Annotated in this window: 22 protein-coding genes and 1 tRNA gene; 13 read left to right on the top strand and 10 right to left on the bottom strand. The window is 67.3% G+C overall.

What is annotated here, in order from left to right; translation table 11 throughout:
* Nucleotides 1-48: 48 nt before the first annotated feature.
* The 9 genes from BV908_RS03660 to BV908_RS03700 all read left to right on the top strand — a co-directional run bounded on the left by BV908_RS03660 (nucleotide 49) and on the right by BV908_RS03700 (nucleotide 12,062).
* Entirely contained in the window at nucleotides 49-963 is a 915-nt protein-coding gene (locus BV908_RS03660) for a LysR family transcriptional regulator (protein WP_103737260.1), read from the top strand.
* Nucleotides 964-1,015: 52 nt separating this feature from the next.
* The gene (locus BV908_RS03665; protein ID WP_011804551.1) at nucleotides 1,016-1,693 is read left to right on the top strand and encodes a GntR family transcriptional regulator; all 678 of its coding nucleotides are present in this window, start codon (nucleotides 1,016-1,018) and stop codon (nucleotides 1,691-1,693) included.
* Complete coding sequence (gene puuE / locus BV908_RS03670; RefSeq protein ID WP_103737261.1) at nucleotides 1,690-2,649, top strand: allantoinase PuuE; 960 nt, start codon at nucleotides 1,690-1,692, stop codon at nucleotides 2,647-2,649. The genes BV908_RS03665 and puuE overlap by 4 nt, the downstream gene beginning before the upstream one ends.
* Nucleotides 2,650-2,719: 70 nt before the next feature.
* Nucleotides 2,720-4,489 carry a 2-oxo-4-hydroxy-4-carboxy-5-ureidoimidazoline decarboxylase gene (gene uraD / locus BV908_RS03675; protein WP_103737262.1) on the top strand — a complete coding sequence of 590 codons (1,770 nt, stop codon included), beginning with the start codon at nucleotides 2,720-2,722 and terminating at the stop codon, nucleotides 4,487-4,489.
* 22 nt (nucleotides 4,490-4,511) lie between these two features.
* Nucleotides 4,512-5,786 (top strand): M20/M25/M40 family metallo-hydrolase, encoded by a 1,275-nt coding sequence (locus tag BV908_RS03680; RefSeq protein WP_103737263.1) that lies wholly within the window; start codon nucleotides 4,512-4,514, stop codon nucleotides 5,784-5,786.
* A gap of 572 nt (nucleotides 5,787-6,358) precedes the next feature.
* Nucleotides 6,359-7,846: a nucleobase:cation symporter-2 family protein gene (locus BV908_RS03685; protein WP_015912744.1), complete on the top strand. Its 1,488-nt coding sequence runs from the start codon at nucleotides 6,359-6,361 to the stop codon at nucleotides 7,844-7,846.
* A 189-nt stretch (nucleotides 7,847-8,035) separates the two neighbouring features.
* Entirely contained in the window at nucleotides 8,036-10,345 is a 2,310-nt protein-coding gene (locus tag BV908_RS03690; protein ID WP_011804545.1) for an NADP-dependent malic enzyme, read from the top strand.
* 96 nt (nucleotides 10,346-10,441) lie between these two features.
* Nucleotides 10,442-10,918 carry a MarR family transcriptional regulator gene (locus tag BV908_RS03695; RefSeq protein WP_103737264.1) on the top strand — a complete coding sequence of 159 codons (477 nt, stop codon included), beginning with the start codon at nucleotides 10,442-10,444 and terminating at the stop codon, nucleotides 10,916-10,918.
* A 4-nt stretch (nucleotides 10,919-10,922) separates the two neighbouring features.
* On the top strand, nucleotides 10,923-12,062 hold the full coding sequence (locus BV908_RS03700) for an FUSC family protein (protein WP_103737265.1): 1,140 nt from the start codon (nucleotides 10,923-10,925) through the stop codon (nucleotides 12,060-12,062).
* A gap of 74 nt (nucleotides 12,063-12,136) precedes the next feature.
* Here the strand turns inward: BV908_RS03700 and BV908_RS03705 are convergent, their stop codons facing one another.
* Entirely contained in the window at nucleotides 12,137-13,372 is a 1,236-nt protein-coding gene (locus BV908_RS03705; protein ID WP_011804542.1) for an MFS transporter, read from the bottom strand.
* Between the two features lie 143 nt (nucleotides 13,373-13,515).
* Between BV908_RS03705 and BV908_RS03710 the strand changes: the two genes are divergently transcribed.
* Nucleotides 13,516-14,241: a haloacid dehalogenase type II gene (locus BV908_RS03710; RefSeq protein WP_103737266.1), complete on the top strand. Its 726-nt coding sequence runs from the start codon at nucleotides 13,516-13,518 to the stop codon at nucleotides 14,239-14,241.
* A 103-nt stretch (nucleotides 14,242-14,344) separates the two neighbouring features.
* On the opposite strand, the gene BV908_RS03715 is transcribed toward BV908_RS03710, so the two are convergent.
* From BV908_RS03715 to BV908_RS03725, 3 genes are read right to left on the bottom strand one after another with little or no spacing between them, the layout of a single operon-like run.
* Nucleotides 14,345-14,920 carry a YceI family protein gene (locus BV908_RS03715; protein ID WP_103737267.1) on the bottom strand — a complete coding sequence of 192 codons (576 nt, stop codon included), beginning with the start codon at nucleotides 14,918-14,920 and terminating at the stop codon, nucleotides 14,345-14,347.
* Between the two features lie 45 nt (nucleotides 14,921-14,965).
* Nucleotides 14,966-15,544, bottom strand: coding sequence for a YceI family protein (locus BV908_RS03720; RefSeq protein WP_041838970.1), 579 nt, complete (start codon nucleotides 15,542-15,544; stop codon nucleotides 14,966-14,968).
* A 47-nt stretch (nucleotides 15,545-15,591) separates the two neighbouring features.
* A complete protein-coding gene (locus BV908_RS03725) occupies nucleotides 15,592-16,170 on the bottom strand; it encodes a cytochrome b (protein WP_103737268.1) in 579 nt (192 codons plus the stop codon).
* 240 nt (nucleotides 16,171-16,410) lie between these two features.
* On the opposite strand from BV908_RS03725, the gene BV908_RS03730 reads away from it, so the two are divergent.
* The 3 genes from BV908_RS03730 (at nucleotide 16,411) to BV908_RS03740 (ending at nucleotide 17,750) form a co-directional block, all read left to right on the top strand.
* Nucleotides 16,411-17,097 carry a DUF3334 family protein gene (locus BV908_RS03730; RefSeq protein ID WP_011804539.1) on the top strand — a complete coding sequence of 229 codons (687 nt, stop codon included), beginning with the start codon at nucleotides 16,411-16,413 and terminating at the stop codon, nucleotides 17,095-17,097.
* Nucleotides 17,098-17,264: 167 nt separating this feature from the next.
* On the top strand, nucleotides 17,265-17,591 hold the full coding sequence (locus BV908_RS03735; protein WP_103737269.1) for a plasmid stabilization protein: 327 nt from the start codon (nucleotides 17,265-17,267) through the stop codon (nucleotides 17,589-17,591).
* Nucleotides 17,592-17,662: 71 nt separating this feature from the next.
* Nucleotides 17,663-17,750 (top strand) — tRNA-Ser (locus BV908_RS03740).
* Between the two features lie 284 nt (nucleotides 17,751-18,034).
* Here the strand turns inward: BV908_RS03740 and BV908_RS03745 are convergent.
* The 6 genes from BV908_RS03745 to BV908_RS03770 all read right to left on the bottom strand — a co-directional run bounded on the left by BV908_RS03745 (nucleotide 18,035) and on the right by BV908_RS03770 (nucleotide 22,126).
* On the bottom strand, nucleotides 18,035-18,436 hold the full coding sequence (locus BV908_RS03745) for an MAPEG family protein (RefSeq protein WP_103737270.1): 402 nt from the start codon (nucleotides 18,434-18,436) through the stop codon (nucleotides 18,035-18,037).
* A gap of 400 nt (nucleotides 18,437-18,836) precedes the next feature.
* Complete coding sequence (locus BV908_RS03750) at nucleotides 18,837-19,367, bottom strand: methylated-DNA--[protein]-cysteine S-methyltransferase (RefSeq protein WP_103737271.1); 531 nt, start codon at nucleotides 19,365-19,367, stop codon at nucleotides 18,837-18,839.
* Nucleotides 19,368-19,381: 14 nt separating this feature from the next.
* Complete coding sequence (gene cobO / locus BV908_RS03755) at nucleotides 19,382-19,951, bottom strand: cob(I)yrinic acid a,c-diamide adenosyltransferase (RefSeq protein WP_011804537.1); 570 nt, start codon at nucleotides 19,949-19,951, stop codon at nucleotides 19,382-19,384.
* Nucleotides 19,952-19,988: 37 nt separating this feature from the next.
* On the bottom strand, nucleotides 19,989-20,240 hold the full coding sequence (locus BV908_RS03760; protein WP_146052197.1) for a hypothetical protein: 252 nt from the start codon (nucleotides 20,238-20,240) through the stop codon (nucleotides 19,989-19,991).
* Between the two features lie 72 nt (nucleotides 20,241-20,312).
* Nucleotides 20,313-21,095 carry an ABC transporter ATP-binding protein gene (locus BV908_RS03765; protein ID WP_103737273.1) on the bottom strand — a complete coding sequence of 261 codons (783 nt, stop codon included), beginning with the start codon at nucleotides 21,093-21,095 and terminating at the stop codon, nucleotides 20,313-20,315.
* Complete coding sequence (locus tag BV908_RS03770; RefSeq protein ID WP_187148609.1) at nucleotides 21,092-22,126, bottom strand: iron ABC transporter permease; 1,035 nt, start codon at nucleotides 22,124-22,126, stop codon at nucleotides 21,092-21,094. Before BV908_RS03770 ends, BV908_RS03765 begins: the two co-directional genes overlap by 4 nt.
* Nucleotides 22,127-22,133 lie beyond the last annotated feature (7 nt).

The raw sequence follows: 22,133 nt of genomic DNA on the forward strand, positions 1-22,133 counted from the left end.
CACATATCACCGCGTTAAAGTGATGCCATTGTTTACTTTCATTCAACAATGAGCACCCCCTCCACCGCCCCGTCAGAGATGGCTTTCTTCAGCCTGCTGGCGCGCTGGGCCAGCCTGTCGGCCACCGCGCGAGAGCTGGGCATCAGCACGGCGGCGGCCAGCAAGCGCCTGGCGCAGATGGAATCGCGCCTGGGCGTGCAGCTGGTCAGCCGCACCACGCGGCGACTGCACCTGACGGCCGAGGGCAATACCTACCTGCAGCACGCGCGCCGCATCCTGGCGGAGATCGACGCCATGGAGCAACTGGTGAGCGACATGCAGGCCGAGCCCCAGGGCCTCCTGCGTGTGAACGCCACCCTGGGCTTCGGGCGCAGCCACATCGCGCCACTGGTGCCTGCCTTCGTGCGCCGCCATCCGCAGATCCAACTGCAGCTGCAGTTGTCGGTGCAGCCACCGCCGCTGGCGGACGATGGGTTCGACGTGTGCATCCGCTTCGGCGAGCCGCCCGATGCGCGCGTGATTGCGCGGCGCCTCGCCCCAAATCGGCGGCTGCTGTGCGCCGCACCCGCCTACCTGGCGCGCCGCGGAACGCCCACGCGGCCGGCCGAGCTGCCGCAACACGACTGCATCGACATCCGCCAGGGCGACGACGCCCACGGCGTGTGGCGCTTCAACGGCCACCGCAAGCAGGAGACGGTGCGGCTGCGCAACCACCTGAGCACCAACGACGGCGAGATTGCTGTGAACTGGGCACTGGCGGGCATGGGGATCGTCATGCGCGCGGAATGGGACATCGCTCGCTACCTGCGCAGCGGGAGGCTGGTGCAGGTGCTGCGGGACTACGACACGCCGCCGGCGGACATCCACGCCGTGTACCCGCAGCGGCATGCGGCCACCGCGCGGGTCAAGGCCTTCGTTGATTTCGTGGCACAGCACTTCAACGGCAGCGCACCAGGCATTTAACAGTCCACAGAAACTGTATACAAAAATTGTCTTTCACGACTATGATGGCCGCATGGAAACCTCCACCACCGGCTTCATCGTCGAAAGCCTCACGCGCGCCATCGTCGAGCACCGCCTGCTGCCCGGCACCAAGCTGGCCGAGCAGAAGCTCGCCGACCATTTCGGCGTGTCGCGCACGCTGGTGCGCCAGGCGCTGTTCCAGCTGTCGCAGAACCGCCTGATCCGTCTGGAGCCCGCGCGCGGCGCCTTCGTGGCCGCGCCCTCGGTCCAGGAAGCGCGCCAGGTGTTCGCCGTGCGCCGCATGCTGGAGGCCGAGATGGTGCGTGCCTTCCTGGCGCAGAGCACGCCCGCGAAAATCCGCGCGCTGAAGGCCCATGTGGCGGCCGAGAAGAAGGCCATGGAGGGCAACGACGTGGGCCAGCGCACCGAACTGCTGGGCGACTTCCACGTGCGCATGGCCGAGCTCATGGGCAACGACGTGCTGGCCCAGCTGCTGGGCGAGTTGATCTCGCGCTGCGCCCTCATCACGCTGATGTACCAGTCCACCACCGCCGCCGAGCATTCGCACGAGGAACACGCCGCCATCGTCGCGGCACTGGCCGCGGGCGACGCGGCGCAGGCCGTGCAGCTGATGCAGCAGCACCTGGACAACGTGGAGGCGGGCCTGACCTTCGACCGCGACCTGCCGACCAACGACCTTTCGATGGCCCTTTCCTCCGTATCGCCATGACCTACGACACGACGGCGCCCTACCCCCGCGACCTGATCGGCTACGGCCGCACGCCCCCGCATCCGCACTGGCCGGGCAACGCCCGCGTGGCCGTGCAGTTCGTGCTGAACTATGAGGAGGGCGGCGAGAACTGCGTGCTCCACGGCGACCCCGCCAGCGAGCAGTTCCTGTCCGAGATGTTCAACCCGGCCGCCTACCCCGAGCGCCACATGAGCATGGAGGGCATCTACGAATACGGCGCGCGCGCCGGCGTGTGGCGCATCCTGCGCGAATTCGAAAGGCGCGGCCTGCCGCTCACGGTGTTCGGCGTGGCCACCGCGCTGCAGCGCCACCGCGAGGTGGCCCAGGCCTTTGTCGAACTGGGCCACGAGGTGGCCTGCCACGGCCTCAAGTGGATCCACTACCAGAACGTGCCCGAGGAGGTGGAGCGCGCCCACATGGCGCAGTGCCTGGAGATCTTCGACACGCTCTACGGCCGGGACGGCGACCACGGCCAGGGCTGGTACACCGGGCGCGACAGCCCCCGCACCCACCGCCTGGTGGCCGACGACGGGCGCTTTGCCTATGACAGCGACTACTACGGCGACGATCTGCCGTTCTGGATGAAGATGGCCAAGAGCGACGGCAGCGCGCACCACCAGCTCGTCGTGCCCTATACCCTCGATTGCAACGACATGCGCTTTGCGCTGCCGCAGGGCTACTCGCACGCCGACCCATTCTTTCAGTACCTGAAGGACACGTTCGATGCGCTCTACGCCGAGGGCGACCCGGCCGGCGACAACGCGCCCAAGATGATGAGCATCGGCATGCACTGCCGCCTGCTCGGCCGTCCCGGCCGCATCAGGGCGCTGCAGCGCTTCCTGGACCACATCCAGCACCACGACCACGTCTGGGTGTGCCGCCGCATCGACCTCGCGCGCCACTGGGCGCAGCGCTTTCCCGCACCCGCCATTTAAGCCAAATCGGGCTGTAACGCTTATCCAATAAGCGCGAGCAGCTCTTTTTTTGATAGCTATAGGAACCGCCATGGCCTGGACCCTGGAACAACTCAACGCCGCCTCCCCCGCCGAGGCCCTGCAGATGCTCGACGGCCTGTACGAGCATTCGCCCTGGATCGCCGAGGCGGCGCTGCAGCTGCGCCCCTTCCGCTCGCTGGCCCAGCTCAAGTACGCCATGGTGCAGGTGCTGAACGGCGCCGGCGTGGAACGGCAGTTGGAGCTGATCCGCGCCCACCCCGAGCTGGCGGGCAAGGCCATGGTGGCGCAGGCGCTGACGACCGAGTCCACGAACGAGCAAAGCCAGGCGGGCCTGACCCACTGCACGCCCGAGGAGTTCGCGCGCATCCAGCAACTGAATGCCGACTACAACGCCCGCTTCGGCTTTCCCTTCATCCTGGCGGTGCGCGGGCCGCGCGGCACGGGACTGTCGAGGCAGGAGATCATCGCCACCTTCGCACGTCGCCTGTCCAACCACCCCGACTTCGAGCGCGCCGAGGCACTGCGCAACATCCACCGCATTGCCGAGATCCGCCTGAACGACAAGTTCGGCGCCGAGCCGGTGCTGGGCAACGACGTCTGGGACTGGCACGAGCGCCTGGCCCAGCACAGCGACCCGGGCTATGCCGAGAAAGGCCAGCTCACCGTCACCTACCTCACCGATGCGCACCGCGCCTGCGCCCAGCGCATCAGCCATTGGATGCGCGACTGCGGCTTTGACGAGGTCGAGATCGACGCCGTGGGGAACGTGGTCGGCCGCTACAAGCCGGCCACACCCGACGGCAAGTATTTGATGACCGGCAGCCACTACGACACCGTGCGCAACGGCGGCAAGTACGACGGGCGTCTGGGCATCTTCGTGCCCATGGCCAGCGTGCGCGAGCTGCACCGCCAGGCCAAGCGCCTACCGTTCGGCATCGAGGTGGTGGCGTTTGCCGAGGAGGAAGGCCAGCGCTACAAGGCCACCTTCCTGGGCTCGGGCGCGCTCATCGGCGACTTCCGCAACGAATGGCTGGACCAGAAGGACGCCGACGGCATCACCATGCGCGAGGCCATGCAGCACGCCGGCCTGTGCATTGGCGACATCCCCAAGCTGCGGCGCGATGCCGCCCGCTACCTGGGCTTCATCGAGGTGCACATCGAGCAGGGCCCGGTGCTCAACGAACTGGACATCCCGCTGGGCGTGGTCACGTCCATCAACGGCGGCGTGCGCTACGTCTGCGAGATGCTGGGCATGGCCAGCCACGCGGGCACCACGCCCATGGACCGCCGCCGCGACGCCGCCCTGGGCGTGGCCGAGCTGGCGCTGTACATGGAGCAGCGCGCCGCGCGCGATGGCGACAGCGTGGCCACCATCGGCATGCTGCAGGTGCCAGGCGGCTCCATCAACGTGGTGCCGGGCAAGTGCAGTTTCAGCATGGACATGCGCGCGCCCACCGATGCGCAGCGCGATGCCATGGTGGCCGACGTGCTGGCCCAGCTGGAGGAAATCGCCCAACGCCGCGGTCTGCAGTACAAGGCCGAGCTGGCCATGAAGGTCGCCGCAGCCCCCAGCGCCCCGGCCTGGCAGCACCGCTGGGAGAAGGCCGTCGACGCCCTGGGCGTCCCCGTCTACCGCATGCCCAGCGGCGCCGGCCATGACGCCATGAAACTGCACGAAATCATGCCGCAGGCCATGCTGTTCGTGCGCGGCCTGCACGGCGGCATCAGCCACAACCCGCTGGAATCCAGCACCGCCGACGACATCCAGTTGGCGGTGGATGCCTTCAGCCATGTGCTGCAGCAGTTGGCCGCCGAATAACCCATCCATGGAACGCTCCGCCATGAACCAAGACCGCCAAGCCACCTACGCCGCACTGGATGCGTGGATCGACCAGCACTTCGACGAGCAGGTGCGCTTTCTGCAAGCACTGGTGCAGGTGCCCACCGACACGCCGCCCGGCAACAATGCACCGCATGCCGAGCGCACCGCTGAACTGATCCATGCCTTCGGCTTCGAGGCCGAGAAACACGCCGTTCCCGCGCAGGAGGTCAAGGATTACGGCATGGAGTCCATCACCAACCTGATCGTGCGCCGGCCCTATGGGCCCGCGGGTTCGGGCCGCACCATCGCCCTCAACGCCCACGGCGACGTGGTGCCGCCGGGCGAAGGCTGGACCAGGGACCCGTACGGCGCCCAGATCGAAGGCGGCGCCATGTATGGCCGCGCCACCGCGGTGAGCAAGAGCGACTTCTCCACCTTCACCTTCGCCGTGCGCGCGCTGGAAGCGGTGGCCAAGCCCACGCAGGGCGCGATCGAGCTGCACTTCACCTACGACGAGGAGTTCGGCGGCCTGCTCGGCCCCGGCTGGCTGCTGGCGCAGGGACTGACCCGGCCCGACCTGATGATCGCCGCGGGCTTCAGCTACGAGGTGGTCACCGCGCACAACGGCTGCCTGCAGATGGAGGTCACCGTGCAGGGCAAGATGGCCCATGCCGCCGTGCCGCACACGGGCGTGGACGCACTGCAGGGCGCGGTGGCAATCATGAACGCGTTGTATGCCGAGAATGTGCAGTACCGGCAGGTGACGTCGAAGGTGCCGGGCATCCGGCACCCGTACCTGAACATCGGCCGCATCGAGGGTGGCACCAACACCAACGTGGTGCCCGGCAAGGTGGTGCTGAAGCTCGACCGCCGCATGATCCCGGAGGAGAACCCCGCCGAGGTCGAGGCCCGGATTCGCGCCGTGATCACCCAGGCGGTGGAAGGCTTCAATACCGAGCGCGGCTACGGGAGCGCAGACGCCCTACGCGTGGACGTCAAACGACTGCTGCTGGCCAACGCCATGACGCCGCTGCCCGGCAATCAGCCGCTGGTGGAGGCCATCCAGCAACACGGCGAGGCAGTCTTTGGCGAGAAGCCTCCCGCCGTGGGCACGCCGCTGTACACCGATGTGCGCCTCTATGTGGAGCGCGGCATCCCCGGCGTGATTTACGGCGCGGGCCCGCGCACGGTGCTTGAATCGCACGCCAAACGCGCCGACGAGCGCGTGGTGCTGCAAGACCTGCGCCGCGCCACCAAGGTCATAGCGCGCAGCCTGGCAGACCTGATGGCCTGACGCACAGCCGCACCAATGCTCCAGCCCGGCCCATGCCGGGCTTTTTTACGCCCTGCGCCGATCCCATCGCGCCGACTGTGGCGAGCACCCGCCAGGCGTAGCCGCGCCGTTGGCTGCCGACACCCCCGCTTGGCAAGCAGCAAGGGCAAACCCCTAGGGCCTGTTCACACTATTTTTGCCAGATGCGTTGCGATCAAAAAGGGCCAGGCGCAAGGCGCCAAACGAAGCTGGGGTGCTACCCCAGCGAGGCTTGGCAACGCCGCGAATGGCCCTTTTTGATCGCAACCCGGAGGGAACGGAGTGAAAACCACGCCATTCGTCGTTGCCCTCCTAGCCAAGGCCCCGGCCTTGGCGTCGTCACGCGCCTAGATTGGCGCAGTTTTCACGCCATTCGCACTGGCAAAAATAGTGTGAACAGGCCCTAGCAATTCGACCTTGATCGGGGTCGCCTTACGACAGGCAATTCCGCATACTTTGTATACAGTTTTTGTATGGATTGTCGTACGCAATGGCGACCCTGCCCGCCAGGCAGAAACCCTTTGAACAGCAAGCCAGGATTCCAAGGAACACCCATGTCCACAAACGTTCATCCGGTTGACGAAAAACTGCCCTGGGGCCGCGCAGCCACGCTGGGTCTGCAACATGTGCTGGTGATGTACGCAGGCGCGGTGGCCGTGCCGCTCATCGTGGGGCGCGCGCTCAACCTGCCGCCCGAGCAGGTAGCGCACCTGATCTCTGCCGACCTCTTCGTCTGCGGGCTGGTCACGCTCATCCAGGCCTGGGGTGCCACGCAGTGGTTTGGCATCAAGCTGCCGGTGATGATGGGCGTAACCTTCGCGGCCGTGGCGCCCATGGTGTCCATGGCGCAAGCCACGGGCGGCCAGGCGGGCGCGGGGCTGATCTTTGGCGCGGTGATCGGGGCGGGCGTGGTCTCGATGCTCATCGCGCCGGTCATCAGCGGCCTGCTGCGGTTCTTTCCGCCGGTGGTCACGGGCACCATCATCGCGGTGATCGGCATCAGCCTGATGCGCGTAGGCATCAACTGGATCTTCGGCAACCCCGTGGGGCCCACGGCCCCGGCCGTTCCCAACCCGGAGCACCTCAAGTGGCTGGCCGAGGCCCAAGCCGCCGCCGGCGCGCCCGGCTCCTCGCTGCCGCCAGTGCCCAAGGGCTTCGCCGTGGTGCCCACGCTGCCCAACCCGCGCTATGCCGACCTGACAGGCGTGGGCATCTCGGGCGTCGTCCTGCTCACCATCTTGCTGGTGGCGCGCTTTGGCAAGGGCTTCTGGGCCAACATCTCGGTGCTGCTGGGCATCATCGTGGGCGGGGTGGTCACTGCGTCCATGGGGCTGATGGACTTTCACAAGGTGGCCCAGGCCCAGTGGTTCGACATGGTGCTGCCATTCGAGATCGCGCTGCCGGTGTTCGACCCCATCCTGATCCTGACCATGACGCTGGTGATGATCGTCGTGATGATCGAGTCCACCGGCATGTTCCTGGCCCTGGGCGAGATGACGGGGCGCGAGATCTCGCGCGACGATCTCACGCGCGGCCTGCGCACCGACGGCCTGGGCACGCTGATCGGCGGCCTCTTCAACACCTTCCCCTACACCAGCTTCTCGCAGAACGTGGGGCTGGTGGCCGTCACCGGCGTCAAGAGCCGCTGGGTGTGCGTGGCCGGCGGCATGATCCTGATCGTGCTGGGCGTGCTGCCCAAGATGGCGGCGCTGATCGAGTCGCTGCCCACCGTGGTGCTGGGCGGCGCGGGGCTGGTGATGTTCGGCATGGTGGCGGCCACGGGCATCCGCATCCTGTCGAACGTGGACTTTCAGAAGAACCGTAACAACGCGATGATCGTGGCGGTGTCCATCGGGGTGGGCATGATCCCGCTGATCGCACCCAACTTCCGCCAGTGGATGCCCCATGCCATCCATCCGCTGATCGAATCCGGTATTCTGCTGGCCTCGATCACTGCCGTGGTCCTGAACATCTTCTTCAATGGAGCCAGCCGCGACACCTCTGCGGCCGTGCTCGCCGCCCGGCAGGCCGACGCCCACTGAACGTCGCCCTGCCCCGCGCCTTCCACCCGAAGGATCGCGCCCCGCGTGCCGTATGGCGCACGGGGCGCGGAAGGTTTGTTGTCGTCCACGCAGGCTGCCGTGCAGGCCCTCCGTCTGCGTCAGCATGCAGTAAGCTTGTCCGGCCCGTGTTGGCCTGTTTTTTCGTGCACCGCACCATTCGTATTTCGTATGACCCAGCCCCTGTCTGCCGCTGAAGCGGCACTGCGCGAAGCCGCGCTCGAATACCACCGCAACATGACGCGCGGCAAGATCGCCGTCACGCCCACCAAGCCCCTGTCCAACCAGCGCGACCTGTCGCTGGCCTACTCGCCTGGCGTGGCCTATCCCTGCCTGGACATCCAGGCCGACCCGACCAAGGCGTTCGACTACACCTCGCGCGGCAACCTGGTCGGTGTGATCACCAACGGCACGGCCGTGCTGGGCCTGGGTGACATTGGCCCGCTGGCCGGCAAGCCGGTGATGGAGGGCAAGGGGTGCCTGTTCAAGAAGTTCGCCGGCGTGGACGTGTTCGACATCGAACTGGACGCACGCGACCCCGACAAGATCATCGAGATCGTGGCAGCACTCGAGCCCACCTTGGGCGGCATCAACCTCGAAGACATCAAGGCGCCCGAGTGCTTCTACATCGAGCGCGAGCTGTCCAAGCGCATGAACATTCCGGTGTTCCACGACGACCAGCACGGCACGGCCATCATCTCCAGCGCCGCGCTGCTCAATGGCCTGGAACTGGTGGGCAAGCAGATCGACCAGGTCAAGGTCGCCGTCTCGGGCGCGGGTGCCGCCGCCATTGCCTGCGTGGGCGTGATGGTGGGCCTGGGCGTGAAGGTGGAAAACATCTTCATGTGCGACTCCAAGGGCGTGATCTACGAAGGTCGCCCCGGCGGCTTCGATGAATCCAAGGCCCGCTACGCACAGAAGACCGACGCGCGCACGCTGGCCGATGCGGTCAACGGCGCCGACGTATTCCTGGGCTGCTCGGCCCCCGGCGTGCTCACGGCCGAGATGGTCAAGACCATGGCGGACAAGCCCATCATCCTGGCGCTGGCCAACCCCGAGCCCGAGATCCGCCCCGAACTGGCCAAGGCCGTGCGCCCGGACTGCATCATCGCCACCGGCCGCTCGGACTACCCCAACCAGGTCAACAACGTCCTGTGCTTCCCCTACATCTTCCGCGGCGCGCTGGACTGCGGCGCGACCAAGATCACCGAGGCCATGAAGCTGGCCTGTGTGCGCCAGATCGCCGCGCTGGCCAAGGAAAACATCAGCGAGGAAGTGGCTGCCGCCTATGCCGGCCAGGAGCTGACCTTCGGCCCCGATTACCTGATCCCCACGCCGTTCGATTCGCGCCTGATCCTCAAGATCGCCCCCGCCGTGGCGCAGGCCGCGCTGGAGTCGGGCGTGGCCAGCCGTCCCATCGAGGACATGGAGGCGTACAAGGAGAGCCTGTCGCGCTTCGTGTACCAGACCGGCATCCTGATGCGCCCGGTGATCAACGCCGCCAAGACGCTGCCCGACGCGCAAAAACGCGTGGCCTATGCCGACGGCGAGGACGAGCGTGCGCTGCGCGCCGCGCAGTTTGCGATCGACGACCGTATCGCCCACCCGATCCTCATCGGACGCCCGGCGGTGATCGCCGCACGCATCGCCAAGGCCGGCCTGCGCATGCAGCCGGGCAAGGACGTGGAGATCTGCGACCCCTCGGACGACCCGCGGTTCCGCCAGTACTGGGAGGCCTACCACCAGCTCATGAAGCGTGACGGCGCCACGCCCGAGGTGGCCAAGGCGGCCGTGCGCCGCTCCAACACCATCATCGCCGCGCTGATGGTGAAGCTGGGCGATGCCGACGCAATGATCTGCGGCCTGGTGGGCACCTACGAGACGCACCTGGAACGCATCCACAGCATCCTGGGCCATGCACCCGGCGTGCAGCAATACGCGGCGCTGAACGCGCTGATGACGACCAACAACGGCACGCTGTTCATCGCTGACACCTACGTCAACGAAGACCCCACGGCAGAGCAGCTGGCCGACATCGCCTGGTCCTCGGTGCAGGAAGTGCAGCGCTTTGGCATTCCGCCCAAGGTGGCGTTCCTGTCGCACTCCAGCTTCGGCTCGTCCAAGCGCGCCTCGGCACGCAAGATGCGCGCCGCTCGCGACCTGTTCGTGGCCCGCCATCCCGAGATCGAATGCGATGGCGAGCTGCATGGCGACGCCGCGCTGGAGCCCAAGATCCGCAACAACTACCTGCCGGACTCCACGCTCACCGGCTCGGCCAACCTGCTGATCTGCCCGAACATCGACTCGGCCAACATCCTCTACAACGTGCTCAAGACCACGACCAGCGGCGGTGTCACCGTGGGCCCGATCCTCATGGGTACCTCGGCCACGGCGTACATCCTCACGCCCGCAGCCACCGTACGCCGGGTGTTGAACATGACCGCACTGGCCGTCGCCAGCAGCGCCGCGCGCCGCAAGTAAGCGCAGCGCACAGCAGGGCCGCCCGCCAGGCCATGGTGCGCGGCCCTTATTTTTTGACAAATCATTTGAATTCAAATGATTTTTTAGAATAACAAAATGTCTGCTGCCTCATCGTCCGATGCCGCCCGCCCCGCCAACCCCAAGCGCCTGCTGGGCGTGCGGCTCGTGGGCCTGGGCCGGCGTTGGCGCAAGACGCTGGACGCACAACTGGCCGCCGAAGGCCTGAGCGACGCTGTCTGGACACCGCTGGTGCACCTGCACCGCCTGGGCGACGGCATCTCGCAGACCGAGCTGGCAGCCGCCGTGGGGCTGGACGGCTCCAGCCTGGTACGGCTGCTGGACGCATTGGCAGCCCAGGGACTGGTCGAGCGCCAGGCGCACGCGAGCGACCGCCGCATCAAGCTCGTGCGCCTCACTGCCGCTGGCAAGCGCACGGCCAACGGCATCCGCAAGCGCCTTGCAGCCATCGAGGATGAGTTGCTGGCCGATCTGGACGAGGCCACCGCCCGCACCCTGCTGCAGGCCTTCGAGCAGATCGAAGCGCGCATTGCCAGCGCCCAGCACGAGGACTGATGCCATGGCGTTGCCAACCGGCCCTCTTCTTCCCAGCTCCCACGGCCACGCTCTGCGCCAGGCGTTGGCATCCGCGCGGCTGCGGGAGAGCCTGTCGCTGCAGCGCCCTGCCTCGGTGCGCAACGCCACGATTGCCGGTGTGCAGGTGGCGTTGGCGGTGATCCTGGTTGCCGGGCTGCTGCATGTCTCGCCCTGGGCCCAGGTGGCGGGCTTCGGCGGCCTGGGCGCTCTGGCGGCACTGTTCGGGCGCTTCGCGCCGCTGGCCCGCCGCCGCGGCGTCGTCCTCACGGCCGGGGCGCTGCTGGTCATGCCCGTGGCGCTGCTGTCGCTGCTGGCCTGGTCGGGGCTGGGACCGGTAGCCATGCTGCTGGCCCTGTCGGCCATGGCAGGGCTGCTGGCATCACTGGCCCACCGCATGCAGATGGGTGCGCCGGGAGCGGTGATTTTCATCTTCGCGGCCAGCGCCGCGATCAGTCCGGTTGACAGCGCGCTGGCACTGGCCGGGCGCACCGGCGCCACCGCCCTGGGCGTGGCCGCCGCCTGGCTGTTGTGCCTGCTGACCGACCGCCTGCGCGACCTGGAAGTAGCACCACCGGCCGCAACACCCGTCCAGGCAACGGCGGGGGCACGTGCCCCGAAGCCCCTCACGCCGGGTTACGCACCCGCGCAGTCGGCACGCGTGGCGCTGTGCGCCGCGCTGGCCGCCCTGCTGGCACACGCCGCGGGCTGGGCGCACCCGGCCTGGGCGTCGATTGGCGCGGTGGCCGTGCTGCAAGGTGCGCACCTGCCGGGCACGGTGCACCGCGGCTGGCAGCGCACGCTGGGCACTGTGGTGGGCGCCGGCATCGCCTGGGCGATCCTCTCGTCCGAGCCATCGTTCTGGACGCTGCTGCTGGCCGTGGCCGTGCTGCAGGTGCTGACCGAGGCGGTGATCGGGTTCAACTACGCACTGGGCCAGATTTTCGTGACGCCGATGGCTCTGCTGATGACGAACATGGCGCACCATGGCGAAGCCACGGAAATGGCACTGTCACGCATCTTCGATACCACCCTGGGCGCGGCGGTAGGGATTGTGTTGGCGCTGGTGCTGTCGTCGCTGGACGAGAGGGTGTACCTTGCGCGCCACCATGGCCGCGCGCAGTGACTTAAGGTAAAAAAGGCCCCTAGCGCCCGTCCAACAAGCGCCAGCAGCTTCTTTTTTGATAGCAAAACAACAGATCAGCGAGCCCGTGTCCGCCGCTCGCTGGCCAGCGCCGCTGTGAACACAGCCAGGCCGCCCAGGCCCAGCAGCGCCCCCACCCAGCCGGTGGAAGTCCAGCCGCCGCCCGCTGCGATGGCCACACCGCCCAGCCAGGCCCCCAGCGCATTCGCAACGTTGAAGGCCGAATGGTTGAGCGCGGCCGCCAGCGTCTGCGCATCGCCCGCCACGTCCATCAGACGGATCTGCAGCGCGGGACCGATGGCCACCACCGTACCCAGCAGGAAGACGGACAGCGCCGCCGTCAGCGGGTGGTGCGCCGCCGCGACGAACACCACCATCACCGCCACCGACCACCACAGCAGCTTGCCCACGGTGGGCATCAGTGCGCGGTCCGCCATGCGCGAGCCCACCAGGTTGCCCGCCACCATGCCCAGGCCAAACAGCGACAGCGTGAACGGCACCAGCGCCGCCGGCATGCCGGCCACTTCCAGCAGCGTGGGCTTGATGTAGCTGAACACCGCGAACATGCCGCCGAAGCCGATGGCGCCGATGCCCAGCGTGAACCACACCTGGCCCCGCGCCAGCGCGCCCAGTTCGCGCCAGGGGCTGGCGCCCTGCGGCGCGGGCATGTCGGGCACCCAGCGCCGCACCATGAACACCGCCGCCAGCGCGATGGCCCCCACAAACACGAAGGCCGCGCGCCAGCCCAGCAGATTGCCCAGCGCCGCCGCGATGGGCACACCCACAAGCGTCGCGCTGGTCAGCCCCAGCATCACCCAGCCCACGGCCCGGGCGCGCTGGCCCGGCCGTGACAGTGCCGCGGCCACCAGCGCCGCGACGCCGAAGTAGGTGCCGTGCGGCAGGCCGCTGACCAGCCGCAGCAGCCCCAGCGACGCATAACCTGGCGCCAGCGCCGACGCAAAGTTGCCCAGGGCGTAGACCGCCATCAGCGCCATGAGCAGCGCCCGCCGGCCCCAGTGCGCCGCCGCCACGGCCAGCACCGGCGCGCCCACCACCACGCCCAGCGCGTAGGCGCTGATCACGTGCCCGGCCTGCGGAATGCTCACGCCCAGGTCAAGCGCCACCTCAGGCAGCAGGCCCATGATGACGAACTCGCCGGTGCCGATGGCAAAGCCTCCCACGCCCATGGCCAGCACGGCGCGCACCAGCGTGCGCTCGTCCGCGGGGCTGGCGGCATCGGCACCGGCGGGGGGTGTGGCGGTGCTGGAAGTGGGCGTGGCAGAAACAGTCATGGAAAGATCGAAAACCAGGGTTAACCCCAGGGCGCGCGACCATAGCACGCATGGCCCTTCCCCGCCGGCGCACGGGCTTGGGGCGGCTGCACGTACGCGATACAGGTGCTACGCTGCGGCGCAATGCCATCACAGGGCCGACCATGAACGCTGATTCCGCTCTTCAGGAGATCGCCCGCACCGTGCAGGTGCTGGCCTTTGACACCTTTGGCACGGTGGTGGACTGGCACGGCAGCATCGTGCGCGAAATGCAGCAGCACCACCCCCGCGTGGACGCCGACGCCTTCGCCCGGGCCTGGCGCGCGGGCTACCAGCCAGCGATGGCGCGGGTGATGAGCGGCGCGCAGGGCTGGACGCTGATCGACGCCCTGCACCGCCAGATCCTCGACGAAATCCTGCCGCGCTTTGGCCTGGCGCACCTGGGCGAGGAAGAGCGCGTGCACCTGAACCGCGTGTGGCACCGGCTCTCCCCGTGGCCCGACTGCGTGGCGGGGCTGACGCGGCTCAAACGCCGCTACACCATCACCACCCTGTCCAACGGCAACATCGGGTTGCTCACCCACATGGCCAAGCGCGCCGGCCTGCCCTGGGACTGCATCCTGAGCGCCGAGGTCTTTCGCGCCTACAAGCCCGATCCCGCCACCTACCTGGGCGTGGCCCGCGTGTTCGAGCTGCCGCCGCAGCAGGTGATGCTGGTGGCCGCCCACCACGACGATCTGACGGGCGCGCGCGCCTGCGGCCTGCGCACGGCTTATATCGAGCGGCCGCTGGAGTTCGGCGCGGGCCACGCCAAGGATGTCTCGCCACGCCCAGGCAACGACCTGCACGCGCGCGATTTGCTGGACTTGGCGGACCAGTTGGGGGCGTAAAGGCTGTTTTGCGTGCGCAATGAAAAAAGGGCTGGCACCTGACGGCACCAGCCCTTGAGGCAGGAGGACGGACCTGGACAGCCGGGCCCGTGTTTTTGCCGGCTTACTGCTTGACGGCTTCGATCTGCGCCACGATGCGCACGTTCTTGGGGAAGCCGTACTGCACGCCGTAATCCACGCCGAAGGCCGTGCGGTCGATCGTGGTCTCGAAGTCGCCGCCGCACACTTCACGCTTGAGCATCGGGCTGTCGTAGCAGGCGAACTGGTTGGCCTTCAGGGTGACGGGCTGCGTCTTGCCCTTGATGGTCAGGTTGCCCGACACGGCCGTGAGCTTGTCGCCCTCGAAGGTGAACTTGTCACCCACGAACTTGGCGGTGGGGAATTTGGCGGCGTCAAAGATGTCCGCGCTCTGCAGGTGCTTGTCGAACGACGCGGTACCGGTATTGACGGAGTCGATGTGCAGCGTCAGCTCCACCTTGCCGGTCTTGCCGGCCTTGTCGAACTGCACGGTGCCTTCCTTCTTGTCGAAGCGGCCGCGGTTCACGCTGGCGCCGAAGTGGCTGATCTCGAACGTGGCGAAAGTGTGCGTGGGGTCCACGGCGTACGTGGCGGGCTGGGCGTGCACGGCACCCGCGGTCAAGGCAGCGGCGGCAGTGATGGTCAGGAAGGTGGAACGCATGTCGGTTTCTCCGTAGTAGAGGTTGGTGATTAAAAAGGGCAAGCGTTAGAGCTTGGGCACGCCGGTCAGGGCCAGCTTGAACTTGACCTGCACCTCGTCGGCCACCATGGACGTGTCGGCCCATTCGTTCTCGCCGATCTTGAACGCCAGGCGCTTGATGGCGAAGCTGCCCGCCGCGGTGGTGATGGCGCCGCTTTGGGTCAGGGTGACGGGCACCACGACGTCATGCGCCGCGCCCTTGATGCTGAGCTTGCCGGCCACTTCGTATTTGCCTGCGCCCACGGCCTTGATGGCGCTGGACTGGAACGTGGCCTGCGGGAACTTGGGCACGTTGAACCACACGGGCTTGGGCAACTCGGCATCGGTTTCCTTCACGCCCAGCGTGGCACTGCCGGTATCCACGGTGAACGCCACCTTGCTGGTGGCGGGCTTGGCGGGGTCGAAAGCGACCTGGGCATCAAACTTCTTGAAGCGACCCTCGACGGGCACGCCCATCTGCTTGCTCACGAAGACGATCTCGCTCTGCTCGGGCACGAGCTTTTGCTGCGCGAAGGCGCTGCCTGCGGCCAGCAGCGCGGCGCCGGCCAGTGCCATGCCAGCAAGACGGGGAAGGGACGACTGCATCATGGTGAATGCTCCATTCATGGATCAGGACAGGAAGAGAAACGGGCTCAGCCACGCGCCGGCAGCATGCGGCCTACCAGGCCGTCACGGTCGATAAGCTGGTGCTTGACGGCTGCCGCCACGTGCAGCACGACCAGGGCGGTCAAGGCGTAGGCGCTGATGGCATGCAGGGGCTTGATGGCCTCCGCCAGGGCAGGGCTGACCGGCACAAAGTCAGGCAGCGGCACCAGGCCGAGAAAAACGATGGGAAAGCCGGCGGCCGAGCTGTAGGCCCAACCCACCAGCGGCACGATGAGGAACAGCGCATACATCAGGTAATGCACGCCATGGTGCGCGGCCTGCTGCCAGCGCGGCATGGCCGCCTGCACCGCCGCAGGCAATGCGGGCGGACGGTGGGTCAGGCGCCACAGCAGCCGCAGCACCGACAGCGCCAGGATGGCCACGCCCGCCCACTTGTGCCAGTTGTAGAGCTTCAGGCGCTGGGGCGAAAACGGCAGCCCCGTCATGTACCAGCCGACACAAATCACGGCCACGATGGACAGGCCCATGATCCAGTGCAGGGCGATGGCGGTGGCGCCGTAGCGCGCGGGGCGTGGTGCGGCGGTAGAGGAACAGTGCGCGGCGATTGCCCGGATGGGACCCGCAGCAGAGACGGCGCTCTGTTGAAGTGACGCAGTCTAGAGTGCACTCCGTGCGGTAAGTTTCAACCGTATTGATGTTTCGATTCAAAATTTATGAACGACAGCGGTTAACCACGTTGGACAGGGGCCCTCGCGCACCCGCGTGCGCAGCAGGGCATGTCATGATTCGCGCATTGGCCTTCGCCACCTTTGCGTTCGCCGTCGCCGCACTTTCACCGCATCCCCATGACTCCTCCCTCCACTTCCGTCGTCTACGGCACCGAAGACGTGCTGGTCTCGCTGTGCAACTCCGTGACCCGTGTGCTGTCGGTCGCCACCCAGGGCCCCGTGCACTACTCAGGCATGGTGCAGCGCATCACCAAGACCTGCCTGAAGCCCGACATTGGCTGCTTCGTGCTGTTCGACGGCGGCTTCTCGGGGCTGGTGATCATCAATTTCTCGGCCGCCGCAGCCATGGAAATTTACGAGCGCTACATGCTCAGCATGGGCATGTCGGCGCAGGAGCTGGCCAGTTCTTTCACCTCTGACGAAGTCAGCAACGTCATGGGCGAACTGATGAACCAGGTGGTGGGTGACTTCACTGGCAAGGTGCGCCGCGAACTGCAGACCCACATCACGCAGAACCAGCCCAAGATGCTGGTGCTGAACCAACAGGTGGTGCTGAGCGTGGACGCCAACCTCGACCAGCCCGAGGCCCGCCGCGTGACCTTCTACACGGGCAGCAACAACATCTTCTATCTGGAACTGGCGATCGACCGCACACAGTTCATCAAGCTCTACGACTTCGAACCCCAGGACGCGCCCGACCCCGACGCACTCATGGCGCAGGCGGCAGCACCCGCGCCAGCGGCAGCCCCTGCCAGCGCAACGGATGCCGACACCGAGGCGCTGCTCCGGTCACTCGGCATGTAGCATCTTTTTGCTATTAAAAATATAGCTGTTAGCGCTTATCCGTAAAGCGCTAACAGCCATTTTCACTCATAGTCCGCCTGCGTCCTACGACAAAGGAGGCCTGGTGCCGACGGCGCGCCCGCACACGCCTTCTAGGCTGGAAGCCATTTCCACAGCGGAGTGCCACCATGCCCCAACGCACCTGGAGCGCCAAACGCGAGCGCCAATACGAGCACATCAAGGACAGCCTGCTGGAGCGCGGCGAAAAGCGGGACACCGCCGAAGAAATCGCCGCACGCACCGTGAACAAGGAACGTGCCCAGCACGGCGAGGCCAAGCAGGCCGTTCCCCACACACTGCAGGACACGCCTGCCCCGGTACGCGGAGGCCAGCGGTCGCACCAGGGCCCGCAAGGCCGCACGCGCGAGCAACTCTACGAGGACGCCCGCCGACGCGGCATCCCCGGGCGTTCCAAGATGAACAAAGCCCAGCTGGCGGCTGCGCTAAAGCGCTGACTACGAGCCCCTACAGGGCACACCACAAGCACCGCGCCGCCCCGCCACCCGCTTACAATAGGCGGCTTCGCGGAGACTTGGGTGAGTGGTTTAAACCAGCAGTCTTGAAAACTGCCGACGGGCAACCGTCCGTGAGTTCGAATCTCACAGTCTCCGCCACCGCCAGAAAAATCAGCGCCTCGCGAGGGCGCTTTTTTTATGTCCATTCGGGGGCGGATGAAGCGGGTTTTCAGGTTCACATGCCAATCCGTGACGGGCCAATCGCCTCTGGCATTGCGTTCACAGCATGGTGCGCAATGACTCGCCGGTAGCGCCTCCAGCAGCTTCAGGCGCGTGTGTGCCGAGTGACATGGTTCGCGTGCGCCTGGCACCACTTCTTTCATGGCTGGTGCGTGGTGCCCCCTCCCGAAACACAACGGCCCCAAGACCGTTGCGCACCACATCTATGCCGCTGCAAAAAGCAACGCCAATGCGAGTACGGTACCGCCAACATAGGTGCCCAGCGCCCCCACGGCACGGAAAGGGTTGGGACGCGCCAGCGTGGCAGAAGCCAACACGCCCATCACCAACAGATAGCGCGACGCGGTAACGCCCACCATCACCCAGCTGGCCCATTCCGCCGAACTCCGCTGACCCAGCAGGTAGATCAGAAGCGCCAGCATGGCTGCATATTCGGCAGTGTTGCCGTGGGCACGCACCGCCTTGGTCAGCACATGGGCTGGATCGTCTGCCCCTGCGCACAGAATCCGAAACCGAGCGCGGGTCGCACTGACGTACAGGCCGCTCAGAAACAAAAGCAGCGCCAGCGCAGCAATGCAGAAAACAGCCACAGTCGAAGGTTGCATGGTGACTCCCCAAAGGTAGATAAAAACCCCGCCCAACGGCAACGTACGCCAGCCCGGTTACAGGCCTGTTGCGGAGTACCGTTCCAGTGCAGCGTCTTGTACGCAATGCCAGAACGTCCTGGCACCTCATGGAAGTACCGCCGCTCGCCAGGAAGCGTTCCGGCGCCTTTCTACCATCGACACCTGTGGTGCCACGCGGCGAGCGCATTCCGCGGTGCTCACTGCCCCATCAACACCATATGTCGCCGGGCACCCCCCATTCGCCGTCATGGACCAACCGGTGCCAGCGGCACGCGGCCGCGCTCGCGCTGCAGACAAAGGTTCTGGACGGCGCTGGCGGTGCGCGCCAACGGCGCGATAAAAGGCCGCGCGTTCGGCGGCGGTGTGGGCGTGGGGGCCGTTACGGCGTCTCGTTCAACCAATCGCGCTGCGCGGAAGTATCTTCCAACGCCAGCAGCGCACGCTTGCGCGGCAGGCCGCCGCCAAAGCCGGTCAGGCTGCCGTTGCTGCCGATCACCCGGTGGCAGGGCACGACGATGGAGACCTTGTTCTGCCCGTTGGCCCCAGCGACGGCGCGCGTGGCCGTGGGCTGGCCGATGGTCCGCGCCTGCTGTGCATAGCTGCGCGTCTCGCCGTAAGGGATGGCCAGCAGCGCCTGCCACGCGGCGATCTGGAATGGCGTGCCCACCAGGTCCAGCGGCACACCGAACACGCGGCGGCGGCGCCCGAAGTATTCCGCCAACTCACTGGCCAGCAGCACGGTGACCGCATTGCCCTTCTCCTGTAGGGCCTTACCGCGAGCGGCCTGCACCTGGGCCAACTCACGCTCCACACCCGGCTGCCCCACGAACTCCAGCAGACACAGCCCCCGGTCTGAAGCCACGGCCAGCATCTCGCCCAGCGGGGTAGGCATGGTCTGCGCATACAGCATGGCGCGGCGCCCCCTCAGTCCTCGATGCCGCGCTGCGCGGGAATGCCCGCCTGGAACGCATGCTTGATGAGCTTCATCTCCGTCACCGTGTCGGCGATGGCGATGATTTCCTCGGGGCAGCGGCGGCCCGTCAGGCATACGTGCACGTCCTTGGGCCGCGCCGCCAGGGTGTCCAGCACCTCCTGCAGTGGCAGCCAGCCATAGATCAGGGGATAGGTGATTTCGTCGAGCACAACGAGGAAGTTCTCGCCCGACAGGATGGCCGCACGGGCCTTGGCCCAGCCGTCGCGCGCCAGTTGGGCGGAGTGGTCCAAGTCCTTGCTCTTCCAACTGAAGCCGTCCCCCAGGCCTTCGATGGACAAGCCGATCTGCTCGAACATGCGGTGCTCGCCGAAGCGGGCGCTGGGCACCTTCATGAACTGGAAGACCTTCACGGCCTTGCCCCGGCCATGCGCGCGCAGCGCCAGGCCGAAGGCCGCCGTGCTCTTGCCCTTACCGTCGCCGGTGTTGACGATGACCAGGCCCCGGCGCTCGCCTTCGGCCTTGTCGTAGCGTTTCTCGGTGGGGGGAGTTTCAATCTGCATGCAATGCCTCAAGAAGAAGTCTGGGGAAAACAAGCCGTCACGGGAAACGATGGAGCACGCCGCGCCTGGAAGGCCGCATGTGGCGCACCAACTGCAGCGCCAGCTCCTCCATCGAGAGGCCGGGTGGCACGCGCAGCGAACGGTAATGCGGCAGGCGCCAGCGCTGCCAGGCTTGCATGCGCATGGAGCCGCGCATCCACAGGGCACGGAGAAAGGCCAGTGCCACCCGCACGGGCATGGGCCACAGCAGCACCTGCGCGACCTGGGTAAAACCGGCGTCCAAATTCATGCGTTCACACTCCATGCCCTCTGCGGCCGGCCGCCGGCCGCAAGGGGTTCAAGGGAAAGGGGCGCAGCGCGTTCACCGCTCCATGCGGGGCAGCGCCATCCACAGGCCGTCGATCTCGCGCACCTGGATGCGCCGCTCGAACACCTGCTCCAGCGCGGCGTGCGTGGTCGTGCTCTGGCATGGCCCGTGGTGCACCACGCCGCCGGCGGCCATGATGAGCATGTCGTCGGCCTGCAGCGCGATGGATACCTCGTGCAGCACGCTGACCACGGTACCGCCCTGCCCCACCAGGTCGCGCACGGTGTGCAGCCAATCGGTCTGGTGCGGCGGGTCCAGGTTGGCCAGGGGTTCGTCCATGAGCAGCACCGGCGCCTGCACGGCCAGCGCGCGCGCCAGCAGCACGCGCTGGCGCTCGCCTCCCGACAGTTCCGACAGCGGACGGTCGCGCCAGTCCCACGCCTGGGTAGTGTGCAGCGCCTGCTGCACAGCGGCATGGTCGGCATCGCTGGCCGGCGCCATCCAGGCACGGTGCGGCAGGCGGCCGAGCATGGCCACGTCGTAGGCGGGCAGGTCTTCGGCGGCGGACTCGTTCTGGCCCAGCCAGGCCAGTTGGCGGGCGCGCTCGCGCGGGGGAATGTCGGCCAGCGCGCGGCCCAGCAACTGCACCCGTCCTTGCACACGCGCATGGCGCAGCAGGCCTGCCAGCACCTTGAGCAGCGTGGACTTGCCCGCACCATTGGGGCCGACCACGCTGGTCCAGCGGCCAGCGGGCAGGTCCAGGTCAATGCTGCGCAACATAGAGGCATTTGCGATGCTGGCGCTTATCTGGCGTGCGCTAACAGCTATGTTCTTCATAGCGAGCTTCCCAACACCCGGCGGTGCATGAGCCACAGCAGGTAGCTGCCGCCCAGCGCGGCGGTGAGCACGCCCACGGGCAGTTCCTGCGGCGCCACCACCCAGCGCGCCAGGATGTCGGCGGCCAGCAGCAGCACCGCGCCCATCAGGCTGGACAGCCATACGTGCCACTGGTGGGTGACGCGCGCGATCGAGCGCACGAGGTGCGGCGCTGCCAGCCCGACGAAGGCAATCAGCCCGGTGTGCGCCACGGCCGTGCCGGTGGCCAGGGCCAGCGCCAGCACCAGCCCCGCGCGCATGGGCACGATGGGCAGGCCCAGGCTGGCGGCCGTGGCTTCGCCCAGCATCAGCCCGTCCAGCAGGCGCGACAACGCCCAGGCCGTGGCGGCGCACAGCAGCCAGCCGCCAGCCATGATGGCGCAGGCCTGCCAGCCCACGAAGGCCGAACTGCCCATGGTGAAGACCTGCATCGGCTCCAGAATGGCGGGCTGCGCCACCTGGATCAGGTCGCGCGCAGCGCCCAGCACCACGCCCACGATCACGCCTGCCAGCAGCAGGCGCAGCGTGTGCTGCACACCACGCGCCAACACCAGCGTCAGCAGCACGGCGCCCGCAGCACCCGCGAAGGCCAAGCCCGTCACGCCCAGTCGCGCCAGCCAGCTCGCCGTGCTGGGCGACACACCCAGAACGGCCATGGCCACGGCGCCGCCCAGCGCCGCGCCCGACGCGCTGCCCAGCAGGTACGGGTCGGCCAGCGGGTTGCGAAAGAGCCCCTGGGCAATGGCGCCCGCCAGCCCCAGCAGCGCTCCGGCCAGCCATGCGCCCAGTGTGCGCGGCAGGCGGATGTCCCACACGATCTGCTGCGCCAGCGGGTCGCCGCGCAGGTTCAGCAAGCTGCCAAAGCCCGTGCTGCCGACGCTGGCGCCGAGCAGCAGCAGGGCCACGCTGGCGGCCAGCAGCCACAGGCCCAGCCAGCGCGCGCGGCGGCCGCTGGCGTCGGGGTGCAAGGAGGTGGCATAGGTGGCTGGCATGGCGGTG

The sequence above is a fragment of the Diaphorobacter sp. LR2014-1 genome (genome assembly GCF_002916785.1).
Taxonomy (GTDB): domain Bacteria; phylum Pseudomonadota; class Gammaproteobacteria; order Burkholderiales; family Burkholderiaceae_C; genus Diaphorobacter; species Diaphorobacter nitroreducens.